The 18,283-nt window shown below is 63.1% G+C and carries 21 protein-coding genes and 1 tRNA gene; 2 read left to right on the forward strand and 20 right to left on the reverse strand.

Going from position 1 to position 18,283, the window contains the following annotated elements; genetic code table 11:
- Positions 1 to 4: 4 nt before the first annotated feature.
- Positions 5 to 110, reverse strand: a tRNA-OTHER gene (locus JGU71_RS28085).
- 74 nt (positions 111 to 184) lie between these two features.
- Complete coding sequence (locus JGU71_RS28090) at positions 185 to 496, reverse strand: hypothetical protein (RefSeq protein WP_199708459.1); 312 nt, start codon at positions 494 to 496, stop codon at positions 185 to 187.
- 180 nt (positions 497 to 676) lie between these two features.
- On the opposite strand from JGU71_RS28090, the gene JGU71_RS28095 reads away from it, so the two are divergent.
- Together JGU71_RS28095 and JGU71_RS28100 are read left to right on the forward strand one after the other, a co-directional pair.
- A complete protein-coding gene (locus tag JGU71_RS28095; protein ID WP_199708460.1) occupies positions 677 to 829 on the forward strand; it encodes a hypothetical protein in 153 nt (50 codons plus the stop codon).
- Positions 830 to 857: 28 nt separating this feature from the next.
- On the forward strand, positions 858 to 1,268 hold the full coding sequence (locus JGU71_RS28100) for a hypothetical protein (RefSeq protein ID WP_199708461.1): 411 nt from the start codon (positions 858 to 860) through the stop codon (positions 1,266 to 1,268).
- Here the strand turns inward: JGU71_RS28100 and JGU71_RS30295 are convergent.
- The 18 genes from JGU71_RS30295 to JGU71_RS28185 form a co-directional block, all read right to left on the reverse strand.
- Complete coding sequence (locus JGU71_RS30295; protein WP_267908492.1) at positions 1,242 to 1,376, reverse strand: hypothetical protein; 135 nt, start codon at positions 1,374 to 1,376, stop codon at positions 1,242 to 1,244. The two genes, JGU71_RS28100 and JGU71_RS30295, sit on opposite strands and share 27 nt — an antisense overlap.
- Positions 1,377 to 1,385: 9 nt before the next feature.
- The gene (locus JGU71_RS30490; RefSeq protein WP_199708462.1) at positions 1,386 to 4,052 is read right to left on the reverse strand and encodes a M23 family metallopeptidase; all 2,667 of its coding nucleotides are present in this window, start codon (positions 4,050 to 4,052) and stop codon (positions 1,386 to 1,388) included.
- Between the two features lie 32 nt (positions 4,053 to 4,084).
- Positions 4,085 to 4,582 carry a hypothetical protein gene (locus JGU71_RS28110; protein ID WP_199708463.1) on the reverse strand — a complete coding sequence of 166 codons (498 nt, stop codon included), beginning with the start codon at positions 4,580 to 4,582 and terminating at the stop codon, positions 4,085 to 4,087.
- Between the two features lie 15 nt (positions 4,583 to 4,597).
- Positions 4,598 to 5,203: a hypothetical protein gene (locus JGU71_RS28115; protein WP_199708464.1), complete on the reverse strand. Its 606-nt coding sequence runs from the start codon at positions 5,201 to 5,203 to the stop codon at positions 4,598 to 4,600.
- A complete protein-coding gene (locus JGU71_RS28120; protein WP_199708465.1) occupies positions 5,204 to 5,593 on the reverse strand; it encodes a phage tail fiber protein in 390 nt (129 codons plus the stop codon).
- A gap of 116 nt (positions 5,594 to 5,709) precedes the next feature.
- Positions 5,710 to 6,147, reverse strand: a complete 438-nt coding sequence (locus JGU71_RS28125; protein ID WP_199708466.1) for a hypothetical protein — start codon at positions 6,145 to 6,147, stop codon at positions 5,710 to 5,712.
- Positions 6,148 to 6,229: 82 nt separating this feature from the next.
- Entirely contained in the window at positions 6,230 to 6,637 is a 408-nt protein-coding gene (locus JGU71_RS28130) for a hypothetical protein (protein WP_199708467.1), read from the reverse strand.
- A 3-nt stretch (positions 6,638 to 6,640) separates the two neighbouring features.
- Entirely contained in the window at positions 6,641 to 7,048 is a 408-nt protein-coding gene (locus JGU71_RS28135; protein ID WP_199708468.1) for a hypothetical protein, read from the reverse strand.
- Positions 7,045 to 7,506, reverse strand: a complete 462-nt coding sequence (locus JGU71_RS28140; protein ID WP_199708469.1) for a hypothetical protein — start codon at positions 7,504 to 7,506, stop codon at positions 7,045 to 7,047. Before JGU71_RS28140 ends, JGU71_RS28135 begins: the two co-directional genes overlap by 4 nt.
- The gene (locus JGU71_RS28145; protein ID WP_199708470.1) at positions 7,506 to 7,790 is read right to left on the reverse strand and encodes a hypothetical protein; all 285 of its coding nucleotides are present in this window, start codon (positions 7,788 to 7,790) and stop codon (positions 7,506 to 7,508) included. The genes JGU71_RS28140 and JGU71_RS28145 overlap by 1 nt, the downstream gene beginning before the upstream one ends.
- Entirely contained in the window at positions 7,787 to 9,004 is a 1,218-nt protein-coding gene (locus JGU71_RS28150; protein WP_199708471.1) for a peptidoglycan recognition protein family protein, read from the reverse strand. Before JGU71_RS28150 ends, JGU71_RS28145 begins: the two co-directional genes overlap by 4 nt.
- Positions 9,001 to 9,297: a hypothetical protein gene (locus JGU71_RS28155; RefSeq protein WP_199708472.1), complete on the reverse strand. Its 297-nt coding sequence runs from the start codon at positions 9,295 to 9,297 to the stop codon at positions 9,001 to 9,003. The genes JGU71_RS28150 and JGU71_RS28155 overlap by 4 nt, the downstream gene beginning before the upstream one ends.
- Positions 9,298 to 9,305: 8 nt before the next feature.
- A complete protein-coding gene (locus JGU71_RS28160) occupies positions 9,306 to 10,229 on the reverse strand; it encodes a hypothetical protein (RefSeq protein WP_199708473.1) in 924 nt (307 codons plus the stop codon).
- Positions 10,230 to 10,232: 3 nt separating this feature from the next.
- Positions 10,233 to 10,610 carry a phage gene 29 protein family protein gene (locus JGU71_RS28165; protein WP_233530235.1) on the reverse strand — a complete coding sequence of 126 codons (378 nt, stop codon included), beginning with the start codon at positions 10,608 to 10,610 and terminating at the stop codon, positions 10,233 to 10,235.
- Between the two features lie 13 nt (positions 10,611 to 10,623).
- Positions 10,624 to 12,324, reverse strand: coding sequence for a Gp37-like protein (locus tag JGU71_RS28170; RefSeq protein WP_199708475.1), 1,701 nt, complete (start codon positions 12,322 to 12,324; stop codon positions 10,624 to 10,626).
- The gene (locus JGU71_RS28175; protein WP_199708476.1) at positions 12,324 to 13,238 is read right to left on the reverse strand and encodes a hypothetical protein; all 915 of its coding nucleotides are present in this window, start codon (positions 13,236 to 13,238) and stop codon (positions 12,324 to 12,326) included. The genes JGU71_RS28170 and JGU71_RS28175 overlap by 1 nt, the downstream gene beginning before the upstream one ends.
- Positions 13,235 to 17,833, reverse strand: a complete 4,599-nt coding sequence (locus tag JGU71_RS28180; protein WP_199708477.1) for a tape measure protein — start codon at positions 17,831 to 17,833, stop codon at positions 13,235 to 13,237. The genes JGU71_RS28175 and JGU71_RS28180 overlap by 4 nt, the downstream gene beginning before the upstream one ends.
- A 48-nt stretch (positions 17,834 to 17,881) precedes the next feature.
- The gene (locus tag JGU71_RS28185; protein WP_199708478.1) at positions 17,882 to 18,247 is read right to left on the reverse strand and encodes a hypothetical protein; all 366 of its coding nucleotides are present in this window, start codon (positions 18,245 to 18,247) and stop codon (positions 17,882 to 17,884) included.
- Between the last annotated feature and the right edge of the window lie 36 nt (positions 18,248 to 18,283).

Below are 18,283 nucleotides of genomic sequence, written 5' to 3' on the forward strand. Positions count from 1 at the left end.
GTTGTAGCCCCGACGGGATTCGAACCCGCGCTACCGCCTTGAGAGGGCGACCAAAGGTGCTGGCAGACAGGCCGATACATCGTCTGACCTGCCCTAAGTCCACCGGGGCTTGTCTCGTTTCACCGGGTTTTGTCGTTCAGCTGTGGGCAAAATGTGGGCAGACGCCGCAACACGCGACCATTCGTCACGTGACCGGCGAAGCGGACTCCGCGGGACACCACTGCTTCATCTCGAGGTACGCCTTGCCGTTGCCCGTCGGCGCACGGAAGCTTAAGAGACAGAGCCACTCCCCCGTCGAAACGCGCGCCCACGCCCACAACTTTCCCGGGACAACCTCGTCGAGCGATAGGCCTTCTGCACGGACACGCAGCGGCCGACTGTTGTGACGCGGCGGTATCCGGGCGATCGCCACAGCGAGGTTCACCGATACCGACATGGGCGGATCCACCACATGCCGCGGCGGCGGCTCGAACACGTACGGCCAAGTCTCGAACACGGCCCGTCCCTTGGCGATTGATCGGACGTTTGATGGTGGCCGATGCTTCCCGAGCCTCGTCAGCCCCATCGACCACCTCCCCTGAGATTAGCACGCATGTTCGAACACGTTTCGGGTCGCCGACGACAAAAACGCCCCCAACCCACTGTGGGGTCGGGGGCGCTGATCCATACTCAATTCATGACGACGTGGTTGATAATCGCCGGGATACTGCTCGTGCTGATCTTCACGTGCAAGCTCGCCTGGAAAGTCGGCAAAGCTTCAGGCTTTGGCGAAGCGGGGTTGCCGGCTCCTGAGAAGAAGCAAACCAGGAAGCCTCCGTCGCAGATCTAGTTTCAGGTCGGGATACCGAGGGGGAATCATGCGAATAGTTGTAGTTATTGCGGCGCTGGCGATCACCGTTGCAGGGTGCGGTGGCAGCGACTCGGTCGACGAGCCCCAACGGGACGGGAAACAGGAATACGCGACCGCGCAGACGCTCGTCGACGATTGGGTTGATGCGGGCGCGTCGTCGTGTCCGACCTCGCGCGACCTTGACCCCGCGTATGCCAGCGACCAACTGCGATGCGGCGACATCAATAACCTGATCGTGTTTTCGGTGTACGACACGCCAACCGACTTGAACGCGCAACGCAACCTCTTCGCCGATCGCGAAGCGTCGGTCACTCAGCAGGCTGTTTTCGGGGAGAACTGGTCGGTGGCGTGCAGCAAGACGAGGGTGATTTCGTGCGTCGAAGCACAGAAGCTACTCGGCGGCGACCTGCTCTTCTAGGTCGTACTGCTCCGGCCCCTCCGCCTGCTGCGCTTCGATCGGCAACGGAAGCATCAGCCGCATCGGCCCGTAACACACCTGTTCGTGCTCGTCGCGTTCGTCCGACATAACCCCTCCTTAGCCTGGATTGACGGCCCAGTTGATGGTGACGCCGACCTGCCGCAGGAAGGCTTCGGGATCCTCGTACGGGAACTGCGTGTCCATCAGCCACTTGTCGTCGGTGCCGGCGCCCGCACTGCCATTGAAGGGGTACGAACCGCGGCGAACCGCGAAGTGCAGGTGAGGTTCGGATGAGTTGCCTGTTGATCCGACGTTGCCGATGACCTGACCGCGGGTGACGACCTGCCCCGCGACCAACGGCGGCGGGTTGACCATGTGGGCGTAGTCGGTGCAGATGTCGCCTTCGTGCCAGATGGACGCGCCGTTGCCGTACGCCGAGCCCATGACGCTAGGACCGCCCGCGAGCAGCACGATGCCATCGGCGGGGGCGTAGATCGGCCGCCCTGTGGTGCCGCCGGTGGTGAGGTCGATGCCGTTGTGGAAGGTCGTCGAGCTTCCGGTGTAGTAGCCGAAGCCGTTGGTCTTGTTGCCCCAGCCTGGCTGCATCCACTCGTAGGTTTCCCACACTGGCGTCGTCGGGAAGTAGTCTTCGGCGTCGATCCGCGCGATCGCCATCGAGTAGGTTGCGGTGCCTGTGCTGGATTCGGTGGTGTAGGTGACGAACCCCCAGTGACGGTTGGACTGCGAGACAATGTTGCCTACGTCCGTCCAGGAGATCGTCGTCGGAGAGTTGTTCAGCCACACGGTGTAGACGTTGCCGACTGCACGAAGCACCAACCCTGACGGGCACAGTCGCAACTGACCGGACACCGGGAGCATGTCGAGCTTGTATGCGGTGCTCGACGCGCGCACTGTGCCAGCACCACCGACGTAGGACTTGATTCCGATCGTGTGCGTCGTCCCGGAGATGGTCGCATAGACCTCGGCGCGGTTCTGCCCGTCCGCTGTCGAGCGCAGGAATCCGCCACCGCCCTGCGCATACGCCTGTGTGCCAGCAGGTTTCGCGACCCATGCGGTGACCTTCTGATCAGCCTGAGTGAGCGGGGTGACGTGACGAGCCGCATACGCTGTCGTCGAGTTCGATGCACCCGTCGTGCCACCCTGTGCACGTTGGGCGCTGATCACCGGGGCTTGCCCGATCGTCACCCAATCTGGTCCAAGCGGGCCATCCGGCCGGTTGAGGGTGTCGGAGATTGCGACTGTCGTCGTCATGGTCGGCGCAGGCATTGTTGCGGTGGCCGTCATCGGCGGGATGATGATGTTCGCGCCGGCTACAACGGTCGGCGGGAGCATGAATGCGGACGCGAGCGCGGGCGGGATCGCCGTTGTTGCGCCAGTGGCCGGCGTCGGTGTGGGCATCGACGCTGTTGCCGCCATCGGCGGAATGACAACGCTCGTCTGAATGCCGGCAGTCGGCGCGGGCATGAACGCGGTCGCGGTCATCGGAGGCACTGCGACGCCTGCATTTACGACAGCCGACGGCGCAGGCATCGACGCGGTCGCGTACATCGTGGGCGCTTGACCGATCGCGGTGTCGGTGATGAGTACACCCGGTGTCGGCATGGATGCTGTCGCCGACATGACGGGAATGTGCGTATCGACGGGCACCACGATCGTCGGTGCGGGCATCGACGCAGTGGCGGTCGCAACGGGAATCACCACGTGCGCGTTGACAATCGCAGTCGGTTCGGGCATCGACGCGGTGGCCATCATCGGCGGGATTGCCGCACTTGCGCCTGTGATGGTCGTCGGTGCGGGCATGTGCGCGGTGGCTTGCGCGGTGGGGATTCCGACGATGACCGGCCGCGTGCCGTCCCAGATGATCCGGGAGCCGTAGTAGACCGCGAGAGCTGGGATGCCGTTGCGGACGATCATCAGCGGGGATTGTCCGCGTTTGAGGATGAAGCCGTTCGGGAGTGCTTGAAGACCGCCTGCGGCGGTCAGTGTCGCTGTTGCAACAGTGGTATTCGCGCCGCCGACGAGGCCGACTGATCCGCTGGCGGTGAGCGTGGCTGTTGCGGTCGTGGATGCTGAGCCGCCGGATGCGACAGTGCCATCGGCGGTGAGTGTCGCGGTTCCCGTTGCCGATGTGCCGCCAATGTGGCCTCGGGTTCCGGCCGCCGTCAATGTCGCCGTGGAGGTCGTTGACGCGGAGCCGAGTGCGCCGATCGCACCGTCAGCGGTGAGCGTTGCGACGGCGATCGTGTCGGCCGCGCTCGGCGGGGTACCTACTATGCCGTCTGCGGTGAGTGTTGCTGTCGCGGTGAGGGTCGCAGCACCCGTGGTCGCCACTCGTCCATCTGCTGTGAGAGTCGCGGTCACGGTGGTCGACGAGCTGCCCTGTGCGGCAACTGCACCGCTAGCGGTCAGCGTGGCCGCGCCGGTTGTGGAGCTGCCCGAGCTGGTTTCTCGCGTGCCTGCGGCGGTGAGCGTGGCTGTGCCCGTCGTCGACGCGCCGCCCGCCGTAGCGCGCACACCTTCGGCCGCCAACGTAGCTGTGGCAGTGGTAGACGCGCCCGCGCTCGTGTTGCGCGTACCGGCAGCCGTCAGTGTTGCTGTGCCCGTGGTGGAGGCATCGGAACTTGTCCCGCGCACACCGTCCGCGGTGAGCGTCGCCGTAGCAACGAGATTCGCGTCGCCGGTGTAGTCGACCGACGTCGATTCCGTCTCGGAGACGTGAGGGCGGTACGCCGAAACTGGGCGCGATCTACCTATCCGTGGCATGACTCACCTCGCAATCGTCGGGATGAGTCGGACTACTCCTCGTACGCGAGCCAGCACGACATCCCGATCGCGACCGACGTGGTGGCGCGGATCCGCAGAATGTCGTTGGCGACGACGCCGGGTTCACGGTCGAGCGGGAACTGCTCGGAGAACTGCTGCGCCCACGTCGAGCCGCCCGCGAGGAGTCGTGACGCGGTCACGGTGCCCTCGGCGCTCGATGTGAAGCCGGACGCTGAGGTGCCGAGCGAGATCGCCGACGCGCCGGTACCGGCGTCGTCGTACTTCACGACATCGCCTGCGGCGTAGGCAGTTACGGTTGCGTTCACGGTTCCGGTGGTGATCAGCTCGACCTTCACCTGCGCCGTCGGGACGGCGTCGAAACTGTAACCCCAGGCGATGACGGAGATGTTGGTTGTCGGCTTGACCTGCAGCATCGTTTTGAGCGACGTGCCGGTGGTGACGGGAGCAAGGAAGGCGGTCAGCGCCGCTGTGGCGCCGTTCCACACGATGTATCTACGACGAGAGCCCATGACTGCAGCCGCCTTTCAGTAAGACCCGGACCGATTAACGGACTGGGTTGGGATGGCAAGTTTTGATGGCCGCAGGTCGCCGACCGTGAGCCGGCCGAAGCGGGTCGTGTTGTTGTTCTGCGCGATCAGTCCGGCGTAGCGGCCCGTCTGGTTCGCGATCGGAGTGGTGTCCGGCCATGACGAACCGCGTTGAACGCCGTTGACGAACTGGTAGTACACGTTCGAGACGACGAAGAACTCGATGACGTCGAAGAGGGCGATCGCGGTAGCCTGCGACGCCCTGGCTGTGTAGCCGGCGAGTGCCCACGATGTGGCGGTGGCGATCTCACTGCCCGCCGTCGAGATTGTCAGCAGCGGAAAGGTTCCCGATGTTGCAGTGCCACTCCCCCGGAGGAATAGGAAGTTCGACGTCGAACTGATCTGTTCGATCGTCGTTGCCACGTACTGATCCGCGCTCGCGAGCAGGCGCTTGTACTCAGCGGGAAACACTCCTGATGCATTGGCGTTGATCGTGCCTGATGCGATTCGGGGGTTGACTGCGCCGTTCTTGTAGACCCAGTCGGACCCGAGGACGCCGTCCGATCGGTCGGCTTCGTCGGTCCATCGCCGCCACTGCAGCATTTAGGCAGCCAGTGGCGCGTACGCGAGACTGAGAGTGTTCAGCGTGTAGGTGTCGGTGTTGACGACCGCGCGCGTCGATGACAGGGCGGCCGACCATAGGAAGTTGCCCGAGGTGGATGCGTCCCACACGCTGATGTGCGACAGGGTTTCGCCGGTGGTCATCGCCCAGTTCGGCAGCGTGCCGGTGACTGCGATTGCCCCGCCGGAGGCAGCGGAGAACGTTGCCTGAGATCGGGTTGTGACAGCGCTCGGATTCGCAGTACCAGCCGATCCTGGATCGCCGATGTGCAGCTTCACGTATAGCCCGGACGGCTGCGTGAATGCCGTGCCACCACGAAGGTGATCAAGTTGCTTGTTGACGAGGTTTACGGTGTGCAGTCCGACAGTCATCGGTCAGTCCTCCTGTGTAGTGGTGTCGTCGGCATCGGTCGTGCCGTCCGCGTGAGTCACGAACCCATCGGCCGTGAGAACGAGCTGAAATACGGGCACCTCGGTCGGCTCGGTCATCACGCCACCTGCGTATTGATGAGGCCATTCGAGTCCAGCTGCACCGTGAAGGTGGAGTTCGACGACGACTTGTCGCCGTCGAGGTCGGCCCATCCGATGAGCGGTTTGTTCGTCGAGGGTGTGGAGTCGTAGAACACGGCGCGGTTGGCGGTGATCGTCGAGGAGTTCCACACTGGATCGGCGCAGTCGACCTTGGTGGTATTCGTGGCCGCGTCGTAGGTGACCTGGACGCTGGTGAGCAGGACACCGCCCGTGGTGTAACCGTTTCCGTTGGCAACCTCGCCGCTGGTGATGTCAGCGAAGTACTGCATCGTGTCCTGGTTGATGGTGGCGGCCGACGTGAACAGCGCGCACTTGAGGGCGTCTGTCGAGAGCTTCACCTCTTGGTTGAACGCGCTGACTGGGAACTTGCCGAATAGCTTGGCTGACACTGCCATTGGAGACTCCTTACCGTTTCGGGAACGACGAAGAACCCGACAGGCAGTGGCCTTCGGGGGTTGGGGGTTGCGGGTGAGTTGCTTAGTCGGGGAAGAGAATGAACGTGGTGTTCGGGTCTGGCGACTCCTGGGACGTGAACTGACTCATGGTCATCACTTGGACCCGATCGAATCCGCCTGCGTTGCGGACGAATCCGTCAGGGTTTTCTGGTTGCGGCTCCGCTGCATCCCAGAGGGGTTGCAGCCGAAGTGGTATCCCCGAGTCGGGAATGTCGATCGTCCGCGTCTCTTGCCCGATCGTGACGTCGGCCGGACCGGGGTCGAGGTCCTTCGTCGTCATCACTCCGTTGGTGACAGGGGCTCGATAGGGGGTCTTCACGATCATGGCCGTGCCGTCGTAGCTCAGCCGCACGCGTGGGATTCCGAACTTCACGGTATCCACGCCGATTTCGCGCGCGATGTTGCCTATGGGCTCGAAGAGTATGGTCACTGGTCACAACTCCCGTGCGTGTCGTAGTGCGGCCCGCATCTGGTCGACGTCGTGCCCTCGCTCTTCGAGTAGGGGAATCGCGATGCGCAACTGAGTCGACAGTTCGACGACGTGACCGTCGAGCGCGCTGATCTGCTCGCGTTGGCCGTCGAGCTGCTCGCGCTGCCCTTCGAGTTGCTGCGCCTGACGCCCGAGTTGTGCGCTTACCTCGTCGACCTTCTCGTCGAGTTTGCGATTCTCTTCGCGCAGTTCCTTTGCCTCTTTGCGCAAGTCGGTCGCGATGCCGACGCTGATCTCGTTGATGACCTTCGCGTAGTTCGCTTGGTTCAGCCGGCGAACCGATACCGCCGCGATGAGCGCGAGGATGATGCCGGGGACGCCGAGCTGCACGGCGATCTGAGAGAAGTTCATCGGGCGTCGTCCTCTCGATCGAGTTCGGCCATTCGCACGACGACGTGCCGCAGGAGCCGAATGTCTCGAACGACGACGCCGATCGCGCAGATGCCGATCGCCGCGCCGATCCACGCTGCGAACGTCGCATTCTTGGCGTAGGTGGCTTGTACGATCGCCGCGACGTAGGCCCATGTGGCGAAGGTGAATCCGAGGTCACCGGAGAGCTGGACCCACAGGCCCGACAGATTGCGGTGCCGCAGCCAGTTGCCGAGCCACCCGAGTAGCGGGCACACGATCAGCATTGCCGTCCATATTGCGTCGAACATTTCGCCCATCACGCGAGTCACGGCGCCGGGAGGATTCGAGATGATCGCATGGGCGCCCGCGCATATATAGGCCGCGTAGATGATGTTTTGGTAGTGCCGAACGGATTCCGAGTCGATCCACGCTGCGAGTTGCGCGAAGAGTCTCCGCATTACGACCGCCGATGACGACCGACGTAAGCCTCGATCTCCTCGGCCTGGCGGATCGTCGGCGAGTTCGGCAACGCGACGACGCCGAGCACGCCGCCGATGACCTGCACAGCGAGCGCCAGGCCGATCGCGACGTTCGTCGGGACGAGGCCGGCGGGCAGGACAGTCAGCAACCACACGAGGTTGATCAGCGCTGCGACGGCCGCGGCGATCCCCTTCGCGTACCTCTTATAGATCGAGGTCGACTGCACGTATTCGGCGAGTGCCGAATTGTCGGGCGTGGTCACGACTTCGCCCGCAGCGCCGCGGCAACGCCGTCGCGCAGGGTGCGCTCCTGGCCCTTGCTGTTCTTGCCAAGCGACGACTCGTCACTCCAGTTCGGATCTTTCGGGCCGAGCTGCGCCTTGATCCATCGCGTGTTCTCGAGCAGTTCGCGCTGCTCCTCGGGTGTCAATGCGGCCATGATGTCTTCGCCCTCCTGCGGGTTGATGAATGTCTGCACTCGTCGGATGAACTCGGTCATCGGGAAGCCGTTGCCGGGGTCGGTGTGTCCGCCGCCGCGCCGACCGAAGTCGCGGTGACCGACGATGCCCTTCGCTTTGACCGGCCAACCTGCGCGGCCGCCGTCGCCTGCAAACTCGGCGGGGATGCCGAACTGCAAGCACGCCGCGGCCATCGCCTTCGCGCCACGCCACAACATCGCGTCTTCGTTGAGTCCGTCGCTCGTGTCGGTCGAGAGCCACTTGCCTGCGTCCCATTCGGCGAACGATCCTGCGAAGCACAGGTGGAACGCGATGTCGTTGGCTTCGGCTGCGGCCCAGGGACCTTCGTTGACGGGCACGACTTCGATCGTGTCTTTGTCGTCGACGACGACGTTGTAGGCGACGGGATTGGCGGTGTTCGCACTGTTGATGCAGTACTGCGCGAGGTTCACCGCCGTGCTCTTGGCTTGCTGCGTGTGCGCGGCGCCGAACAACGTCAGCCTGCGCGGGCCATTGCTGTTGCCGATGCCGGCACTGGTTGCGTTGTAGCCGTGCATCACTCGTGTGATGCCATAGTCGTAGGTGGGCACGCTCGGTCCTCCTGTCATTGCGGTGATGCGGTCGTAGAGTTGCTGCGCCTCACCCATCCGCTGGTCGTAGCGGTCGGGAAAGCTACTGCGCTGCACTGCTTGCGCGTAGCTACCGGGCGATCGGCTCGTGTTGTTGTAGTCCGTGTTCGCGAGCGCCTGGAAGAACATGCGGGCACTTCCGTATGGGCTCATCCGCTGTTCGGCGGTTCCCCACCACGGCGGCTGTTGCTGGAACAGGCCCGATGACTTCGAGTCCGAGCCGATGCGCTCGTGTGGATAGTTGAGCGTCTCCGGATCGGCGCGATTCGCGTACATGATCCAGTCGCATTCGACACTGACAGTTGCAAACCCGATGACGATCCCGCGCGCCGTGATGCCGAGATCCCTACCCGCGCGAAGAACCTCACGGGCGTACGTGTCGTTCGTCATCCGGCGACCGCGTATCCGAGCAGTGTGAGCACAGGCCAGTGCGTTGCCTGCCACGGGTGTGAGTAGTCCGCGATCGCCCGCATCGACGGCCCCAACGGACGACCTTTGTCGTTCGCGGCGAACACGATGGCTTGCGAGAAGCTGTGACCGCGATACGCCTTGATCACATCGACGACAACGTACTGAATCTCCTGGGCCGTATCGGGATCGACGAACGGAGGGTCGAGCTCGAAGCATCGAGCGTCACCGTTGTACCCGCCGACCGATTCGATATGCACACGCGCAGTGGACACTTGACTCCTTAACTTGGGGAGAAGATGACGTAGACCCGACCTGCTCCACCTGGTCCGCCGAGGCGTGGGGAGCCGAACTGGCCGTGTAGCCCAGCGCCGCCACCGCCGCCGCCAGGCGCGCCGCCTGCGCCACCCGCGCCGCCGGAGCCGGTGATATTGACGGTGCAACCGCCACCGCCACCTCCACCTCCGCCGCATGGGGTGATTCCATCGAGCGGGATGGAGTCGCCGTCCGTACCACTCTGCGGAACAACAGCATTCGACCCCCCCGTGCCGCCAAGTGCTAAAGCGGACGCCTGCCCATTGAAGCCACGCTGCCCGGGAAGTGAGTCGCCAACCATTCCACCGCCGGCACCGCCAGCGCCGGGAGCCGACGCCGAGGACACCGCGCCTCGACTGGTCAGCATCGACCCTTGCGTACCGGACGTTCCGATCAGGAAGCCGCCGAACGACGACAGTCCGCCTAGCTGAAAGTTTGTAATCCCTGGTGCGCCAACGGTAATGAGCACCGTCTCAGGTAGGCCCTCGCAAAAAAACTCGCGGTATTGGTAGCCGCCGTGTGATCCAGGGGTCGCGCCGCCAGTATTCGCATTGGCCTGGAACCCATTCGCGCCGCACTGGCCGCCATTGACCACCGCTACGCCGACCTTCCCCTGCCCGGGGTTGGTCCACACCCCATTCGATGGGTAGGTGTAGAGCGTTCCGCCGTTTTCGAGGGAGGTGACGCGGACGTCGAGGCCTTCGATCGAACCGGCCTGGCCGGCGATGGGACCGACGACCTTGGTTTGCAGCTCCTCGTGCGCGTTCTGCCATGGCGCAATCGCCGTGATGTTCAACCCGGCCCGCCAGGACGCCTCGGTCAGGCCGGACAGTGGCGACAAATCACCATCAGTGATCGTGCCGGGAGGGAAGTTACCGTCCGGAGTAGTCACCGGTCAGTCCCACCACTCCGGGTGCTCTTCACGAGTCCGATCGACAACCGCCTTGAGCACATGCGGTTTCATCTGCGCCAACGTCTCCGACAACGGATCACGTTCCGGGTCAGGCTCATCCACCGACACCCATGACCCGTGACCGTCGAACGGTGTCAACGGTGCTGCGATCGGCGGCCGGTACTTGATCACCGGATCGGCTACAAGACGACCGCCGACCTCGAATATCCGTTTCGAGATCGTCCGCAGATGATCGAAGCTCACCATCACCTGCGCGCCGTTCACGTCATCCAACCCGAGCAGCGCCCAAAGGAACATTTCTTCGGGGTCGTCGAGGTTGCACAACTCCCGAACAGGAAGGCCTTTGTCTTCGGCAGCCATCACTTTCCCATCATCAAAATAGCCCGAGTTGCGTGAGTCCACTGACCAGATTTGCCAAGTGACGCATAGCTTTTGCGAACGCATCCTCGCCAGGCTCGATCGCACCGACAGTCGGCAACCACGTCGGCGCCGAACCCGGAGACGCGACCAACTGCAACTTCTTGATCCGCTGCGAATAGATCCGGTTATCCCAATCGACCGGGGCCTGCATCAGGATTCGAGTACCGAGATCCATGTCGCCCAGGCCGTTTGCGCCGATACGCCACGGCAAAGCATCGACAATCTCGATTGCAGCCGAAAACTTCGTGGCCGCAGCAAGAATCGCAGTGCGCAACACCATCGTCGCCGTCAGCGTGTACGCCTTGTCCGAACCCGGCAGGAACGTCTCATACGGCCCGAACTTGCTGACCGACTGCGCCCGATTCGACAGGTACACCGTCATGAACGCAAGAACGACATCTTCGTAAAACGGCTTCAGCAGCGCGTCCGCCACACCACCCAAGGGTGGGACAAACGGAATTGCCGCAAACGCATCGCCGATCGCCTGGACGATCGCACCCAGAAGCTCGTTCACGCCCGGAGCCGAATGCCCGCCCGTAGTGAACCGCAAATACTTCGCGTTCCGCAGATGCGCCTCGAACGACGCAATCCCCGGAGAGTTCGCCGGATAGAACACGTACGGATGATCCGGTACCTGCCCGATCGTCCCCGGCTGGAAATACGCAGGCGGTGGCGGCTGACCAGTGATCGGCTGCTCCCCAGTCTCCACCGGCAACGGTGAACCCAACCCGATACCCTCGACCACCGCGTTCAAGAAGATGCGGATCAACTGCCCGATACCCTCGAACAGCCCGCCCGTCACCTCATCGGCAAGAGCGCCTTGGAAAACGAAGCTCACCACCAACGTGCCGTACGACAAGACCGCACCCGGCCACGGCAGCGGATCACCCCGCACATACCGACGCACCACCGTCGTCACATTCGCATCGTTGAGCATGTCCGCACACGCCTCATGCCACGACTTCATCCGCGACACAACCAAACCCGACACCACACCAGACGCCTTCGCCTGCGCATGACTGAACGGCTTGATCACAATCGGCCAGTTCCGGTAGTCCGCCGTCGTCACCGAAATCGGGTCAGTCGTCCACCCAAGACCAGCCGGATTCCCATGCGCGCGAGCCAAGTTCAACCACAACGCCGTCGCAGCCGCCCAATCGGCCGGACCACCCAGCAGAAACACCTTGATCGGCTGAAACCCCGCCGGCGTCGTCGGGGTCGGCCACAACGTCCGCGCCTTCAATAGCGCATAATCATGCTCGAGCATCAGCTCGATCTTCACGACGCCGAGATCGTCGACCTTCATCACGACGTCATCGACGCGCGCGCTGTACCGTTTGCCGACGTAATCGAACAGCACGAACATGTCGATCTTCTGACCCGAGATCAGCCGATCGCGCAACTTCCACGCCCACGGTGCCGCCGGGTGATCACCGTCGAGCGTGATCATCCCCGTGCCGGTATCGTTCTCGATTTCCGTCAAGTCGATACCGTCATCGCAACGGATGACATGCTGCAACGTGAACGTACCGTCGTACGCCCGAATCAGGATGTCTGCGTTACGTTCCCGATCCAGATCATGCTCGAACTCGTCGATCAGCGACGCACCCTCGAGAATCTGATCCTTCAACGACGCAGCGAAATTGATCGCCATCAGTAGCCGCCGACGAACGAACCCCACAACCGCGGCTGATGCAACTCAGCACGAGCACCACCAGCAGGCGCACCCGTCACCGAAATCGGCAACATCGTCAGCGGAGTATGAGGCGGAATTGGGTGCATGAAGAAATAGTTGCCGCCGACCTGCCCGGTGACGTTCGACTTACCGGCGTCGCGGAACATCACCTTCATCGGGTCCAGGCTGATCTCCACCGTGCCGTGCTGAGATGTCACCGGCTGCAACGGAATCGTGCGTGTCCCGTACACACCACCGGGCTTACGACGCCGCGGTGCACCTACCCACGACACGTCCGGTGCGGTCCAGATGCCGCGCGTCAGCTTGAGTGTCTGATACATGGTCTGATCGGTCGGATTGGAGCAGGGGATGAGGCCAGACCCCGACGATCCGCTCGTCTCCCATACCGTCACCTCAGTGGGCGACTCCCACAACGGTTGCGCGGCAATCAGTTTGTAGAAGACGTTGCCGTAACGCTGATGCTCCGGATCGAGATCGGGATTGAAGTCCGGCTCCTCCGACATCGCTATATGTAGCTCGCGAATGTCGTCCTTCACACCCGCCACGATGCGAGCGAGCTCATCCTCGTCCCACCACGGATCAAGCTGATAGGTGAACAAGCTCCGCAGAAACTGATGCTCGTCGCTCCACTCGAGGCCATGCCCGCCAACAACATTGAACCCGAGCGTCATCTGACGATCCGGCAACTCCAAGCCCTTGAACGTCGCGCCCCGCTGCTTACGCGCACGCGAATACTCCACATCGACCGGCGTCTCGTAGATCCCCTGGACCTGCCCCTCGCCTAGGGTGATGTTGCGCGCACCGGGACCGTTGACAATGACCTCTTCGCCGTTTCCAGCGCCGATAATCTTGATCGGGATCGACGGATTCACAGACCGCCGCCGTACTGCATGAACACGAGCTGGTTCTGCGTCTTCAACTTCCGCATCTGACTACGCTCATCGGAGACTTTGATGTGGTTGTCGATTTGGACGCGCGGACCGGTCGGGCCTTGTGGCGTCGAGGGCGGCAGTCTCAACATGTCGAGATTCGCGATCCGCTCGACATTCTCCTTCTCGAGCGGCGTCAACCAGGCCTCCGGCTTCTTGAGCAGATTGATGCCGATGTCACCCGGATTCATCACGCCGCCCTGATCGAAAAGCTTTGCCGGCGCACCCTTCCGCAACTGCTCGAACCAGGCCGGGATGCCCGTCGCTGGATCGAATCCCAACTGGCTCATCACATCGTTCTGCGTGAACGAAGGAACCGAACCGATTGCTTCCTTCGGCTTCTGCGTGAAGGCCGAGTAATCGATGCTCCACCAACGAGATTGACCGAGGTCGAAGGGAAGTTGCTCCAACGCTGCGTCGAAGAGGATGCCTGCCGAATCAGTGATCAAGTCGCGAAGTACGCCCTTGACGCCCTTCTCCTCCGACTCCCCGGTAGGCCTCGTCAAACCGTCCAACGCCTTCGACAGTTCGACGTCCGCCTTCAGTCGATCAGTCTCCGTCGCTTCGGGATCGGCATAGACGTCGTTGCGGCGCAGTTTCGCCGCTTCGACCGCAGCTTCGGCGTCGATCCGTGCGGCTTCGTCATCGGTGTAGCGGCGCGTCAGTTCCGGCGCTTCCGGCGCGATTCCGACGCCGCTAGCCGCGTCGTCCTTCTTGCCTTGGAGTTCGACGACCTTGTTTTGCGCCTTCTCGACTTTCAGGTCCGCCTGCTGCTTGTCGGCTTCCGACTTCGAGTCGTCACCGTAGACCTTGTCGCGCGCTTCTTCCGCCTGTGTGACAGCGACTTCGGCCGACTTCAAATCGGTTTCGTCGTCGTCGGACCACTGAACGCGCTGCTTGCCGCTGCCTGTGCCGAGCACGAGGTTGGAGATCTGCTCGTTCGGGAGGTGGAACTTGTACGGGAACTGTGAGTCACGCGCGCCAGCTCGACCGCCGTCGATGCCTGATGTTCCATGCGCGCCACCCGATTCGGCGTTGTGGCCGTCGATCGTTGCGGCCATGTGCTCGTCAGACACGCCTACCTGGAAGAAGGTGCCGACTGGACCGAGCCCGGACACGAGGCCGGCAGTCGCCCCGCCGATGAGGCTCAGTGTCGTGTACAGCCGCTTCGTCGAGCCGACGATGCCCATCGCGATCTGCTGCAACCAGCCGACGAATCCGGAGCAGTCGAAGTTGGTTGGACCGGTGCCGCCCCACGAGTACGGATTGCCGTCGACAGATCGGCCCGCGGACAACGCCGCGCGAATGCCGCCGTCGGCGTACTTCTGCAGCGAGAAGCCGAACCGGCTTGCCACCTCGGCGAGGATGCTCGTCGAACGACCACGCTTCGCCGCAGACATCGGGATGAACGCTTCGCCACCCGTCTCACCTTCCGCCCACTGCACGAGCCCGCCACCGCGACCAGGCTGGATCGTGGCCTGTCCAGGGAGGTTGTCGATCCCCCCGTCTGCGCGCGGCCGCGGCGGGATCCCGAAGATCGTGCCGACCTGCGGACTGATCTGCGAACCGAGATCCGGGTTGTCCTGCAAGACTGGATGAACCGGCACCGTGACCGACTTGCCGCTCAGTACCTGCAGCAGTTCCTGCATGTCATTCTTCGGCGTCTGCGTATCGAGATTGATCTTCGTCGGAATCTCCGCCGGGAACAGCTTCAACTGATCCGCAAGAGCGACCGCCGCTTCTTTCGAGCCGAGTGCCGCAGTCGCGAGTTCGATGAACGAGTCACGCACCCTCTGGCCCGCGTCCACACCCGCGGCGGCGACCTGTTGCGAGGACTGCCCTTGTTGCTGCGCGGCTGTGATCGCCGCAGCAGCCGCTTCATCGAACGCCTGCTGAACACCCTTGGTCGTGTCGCGCAGTTGCGACCCCGCAGCCGTCGCTGTGTCGATCTTTCCAGCGGCATCGATGGTCGCCGCGCCGCCAGAGTTGAGCGCTTCCTTGAAGCTCCTGAGCGAGTCGTTGACCTTCTGCTGCGCATCCTCTACCGACGACTCGTCATCGCGAAGGAGGCCGAGCGCTGACGCGAGACCACTGACGCCCGCTGACGCACCGACCGCGCCGTCCTTGATCTCGAGGAACGCGTCGCGGACCTTGTTCGCCGACGACTGCGATTCGAGGAATACCCGTCGAACCTCGTCGTACTTATCGACCAGGACACGGCCACCGTCGCCTGTGGCAAGCAGGCTGTTGCGCAGATCGTCCCACTGCGAGCTCGATCCCACCGCGGCCGCGCCGAGATCCTTGGTAGTCATATCAAGGGATTCGAGCGCCGACTGCGCGGCGCGAGCCTGGTTCGCCGCGTCCGTCAGTTCGAGAGCATCGCCGATCTGATTGCCCTGGCCGAAGCTGAACGACTCCTTGAAGAACGAGACGACGCCCTGCCACTTCGACGGGAATCGCTCGGACGCCGCTTCGAGCTCGTCATCGATCGCCGCAAGCTGATCGGTGACAACCGACTTGACGCCGCGGTCGATCGTTCCGCCCGAGTCACCGAACGCTTCGTCGAGGCTTTGACGGAATGTCTGCATCGACTCGCCGAATCGCTCAGCCGACGTTCGGTTCGCCTCGATGTTCTTGTTGAGCGTGTCCGACGCCGACTTGAACGAGATGATCCCTATCACCGCGGCAGCGAGCCCGAGAACGAGCGGGCCGCCGAGCGCGGACGCCAGATTGCTTGCGCCGGTACGCATCGCAGAAAGACCGGCGCGGCCAGCACCCTGGGCATTGGCGCCCAAGGTTGCAATGTTCGCCGCGCCATTGCGGAGCGCCCCAACAAACGCACCAGACGACGCCACAGCGGCACGCTGCACCGCAGCGTATCGAGCTAGAGCCGTCGTCTGCGCGTTGATCGCGGCAGCGTCGCGTATGCGGGTCGCTGTACCAGCGATCCGCTGCGCGATCGACTGACGCTCGACCGACACCGCGAATCCTTGCGCGGCCATATTCTCGCGAAGCGCGATCGTGTGAGCGGTGAGCGCGCGCGTAAGCAGAAGCTGACCGGCCAGGATCGCGGGCGCCTGAATCACCGCGACGACGCGGGCAATATGGAACGCGGTCTCTGCGGTCTGCGCAATCGCATAACCAGCGGCCAATCCCGCGAGCGCAACTGTTGCCGCCGTCGTGTGATCGGCAAAGAACCCCATGATGTTGCCGAGCGCACGCAATCCAACGACCGCGACACTGCCCGTACTGCCCACCAAATCAAGCAGTGACGTCCCCGCGCCCTGAATGACCGAGCCGAGTTTGCCGATCGACTCACCGACCGAATCGCTCGCACCACCAACAGAGTTCAGACCGTCGGCAACTTCCGTGCCGCTGCTCTTGAATACGTCGAAGAACTTCGAGAAGCCCTCAGCCGAGGGACTCTTGATGACGTCGAAGAGTCGCTGTGCGCCCTCGCGGATGCGGAACAGAATATCGACGACCTTCGAATCCTCTTCGAGGCCGAACGTCATATCGGCACCCTTGAAGTCACCCGAGGCGAGGATCGAAAAGACGCCACGGATGCCGTCAGTAACCTTGCGGGCGCGTTCGCCGAATCGCTCCCAGCGTGTTCCTTCGCCGTCGATCGAATCGCCTGAGGATTTGAACGCGGCCGACATCTGATGCAGGCCGTCCGCGGTGCGTTGAGCGAACGCGCTCACCGACGGAGTGATCCTGTCGAGCAACTCGGTTACCTTGCCGAGCCCGCCCTTGCCGTCGTTGAGGAACGGCGTCAGGAACCCCTCACCGAGACGACCGAACGCAGCCTTCATATTCGCGAACGACCCGCGCAGCGTCTTCCCGGACTCCAGGGCCGCGCCGCCGATGTTCTTCTCGATCACCCGCTTGAACGTTTCCGAGTCGACCTCGCCGGCCTTGACCATCTTCGACAGTTCGTCGGCGCTGACGCCGTACTCCTTTTGGAGCCACTGGAAGATCGGCACGCCGCGGTCGGAAAGCTGATTCAGGTTGTCGGTGAATACTTTTCCCGACGCCTGCACCTTGTTGACGATCGAGCCCATTTCCTCGAGCGAGGTGCCGGCGATTGTCGCTGCGTCGGCGGTGAGCTTCAAGTACTTCGTCAGCTCTTGGCCTGGCTGGATACCTGCGGCCACCGCAGATGCGGCGATCGTTGCTGCCTCGCCGAGTCCGAACGCCGTGCCTTTCACCGACGCGAGAGCCGAGGACATGATCTCCGCAACCGACTCGGCGGAGTGCCCCAGGCCCGCGAGCTTGCCCTTCGCATCGTCGATCGCGACGAGCCGCTTCATCCCCTGCGTCAATGCAGTGCTCAGCGCGAGTCCTGCGACTGTGCCCGCAGCGATTGCGCCGGCCTTGAGGGTCGACCCCATCGCCGATGCAATCTTGGAACCCATGCTGCGACCGACGGAATCCGCACCACGCGCACCTTGCTTGAGGGAGGACTCGATCTGACTTGGAATCTTCGATGTGTCCGCGACCAGCGAGACATAGGCAACGGCGAGTTCGGAAGCCAACGATTCGACCTCCTTTCAGCTACGGGCAGGGAGAATGCATCGGGTGATTTACAGCGCGGCGGTCAGCGCGAGTTGCCGACTGGCGATGCGTTGTTTGATCTGGTCCAACGGAATCCGCTGCGCCACAGACTTAGTCGACGCGGTTCTGCCTTCACCCACGCCGGGTCGCGGCATCGGCTTCGGGCGCGACGCGTGCTTGTCGCCGCCTCGTTGCCAATTCGCGCCGGCCAGAAGGTCGATGACAATCGCCAACAGGTGAGCCTGCAAATTCCAGCCATCGTCGGGGAAACGCAACTGCCGCAACGCCGAAGTCTTCGGGAGGTGCTTGATAATGCACTTCACGTCCCACCACGACAGGTCGGCCGTGCCGATTCGATCCAAGGTGTAGCCGCGCTCCAGCAGGTCGGACTGCACGGCCTCCGCAGTCTCCTGATCGCTCAGGAATCGACG

Origin of the sequence: Antrihabitans stalagmiti (assembly GCF_016482825.1) — a bacterium.
Classification (GTDB): domain Bacteria; phylum Actinomycetota; class Actinomycetes; order Mycobacteriales; family Mycobacteriaceae; genus Antrihabitans; species Antrihabitans stalagmiti.

Bases quoted from the DNA above. Each gene is read 5' to 3' on its own strand.
- JGU71_RS28135 (WP_199708468.1), bottom strand. From the start codon at position 7,048: ATGAACTTCTCTCAGATCGCCGTGCAGCTCGGCGTCCCCGGCATCATC.
- JGU71_RS30490 (WP_199708462.1), bottom strand. From the start codon at position 4,052: ATGCCACGGATAGGTAGATCGCGCCCAGTTTCGGCGTACCGCCCTCAC.
- JGU71_RS28115 (WP_199708464.1), bottom strand. From the start codon at position 5,203: ATGCTGCAGTGGCGGCGATGGACCGACGAAGCCGACCGATCGGACGGC.
- JGU71_RS28100 (WP_199708461.1), top strand. From the start codon at position 858: ATGCGAATAGTTGTAGTTATTGCGGCGCTGGCGATCACCGTTGCAGGG.
- JGU71_RS28165 (WP_233530235.1), bottom strand. From the start codon at position 10,610: ATGGCTGCCGAAGACAAAGGCCTTCCTGTTCGGGAGTTGTGCAACCTC.
- JGU71_RS28120 (WP_199708465.1), bottom strand. From the start codon at position 5,593: ATGACTGTCGGACTGCACACCGTAAACCTCGTCAACAAGCAACTTGAT.
- JGU71_RS30295 (WP_267908492.1), bottom strand. From the start codon at position 1,376: ATGTCGGACGAACGCGACGAGCACGAACAGGTGTGTTACGGGCCGATG.
- JGU71_RS28170 (WP_199708475.1), bottom strand. From the start codon at position 12,324: ATGGCGATCAATTTCGCTGCGTCGTTGAAGGATCAGATTCTCGAGGGT.
- JGU71_RS28150 (WP_199708471.1), bottom strand. From the start codon at position 9,004: ATGACGAACGACACGTACGCCCGTGAGGTTCTTCGCGCGGGTAGGGAT.
- JGU71_RS28125 (WP_199708466.1), bottom strand. From the start codon at position 6,147: ATGGCAGTGTCAGCCAAGCTATTCGGCAAGTTCCCAGTCAGCGCGTTC.
- JGU71_RS28110 (WP_199708463.1), bottom strand. From the start codon at position 4,582: ATGGGCTCTCGTCGTAGATACATCGTGTGGAACGGCGCCACAGCGGCG.
- JGU71_RS28140 (WP_199708469.1), bottom strand. From the start codon at position 7,506: ATGCGGAGACTCTTCGCGCAACTCGCAGCGTGGATCGACTCGGAATCC.
- JGU71_RS28095 (WP_199708460.1), top strand. From the start codon at position 677: ATGACGACGTGGTTGATAATCGCCGGGATACTGCTCGTGCTGATCTTC.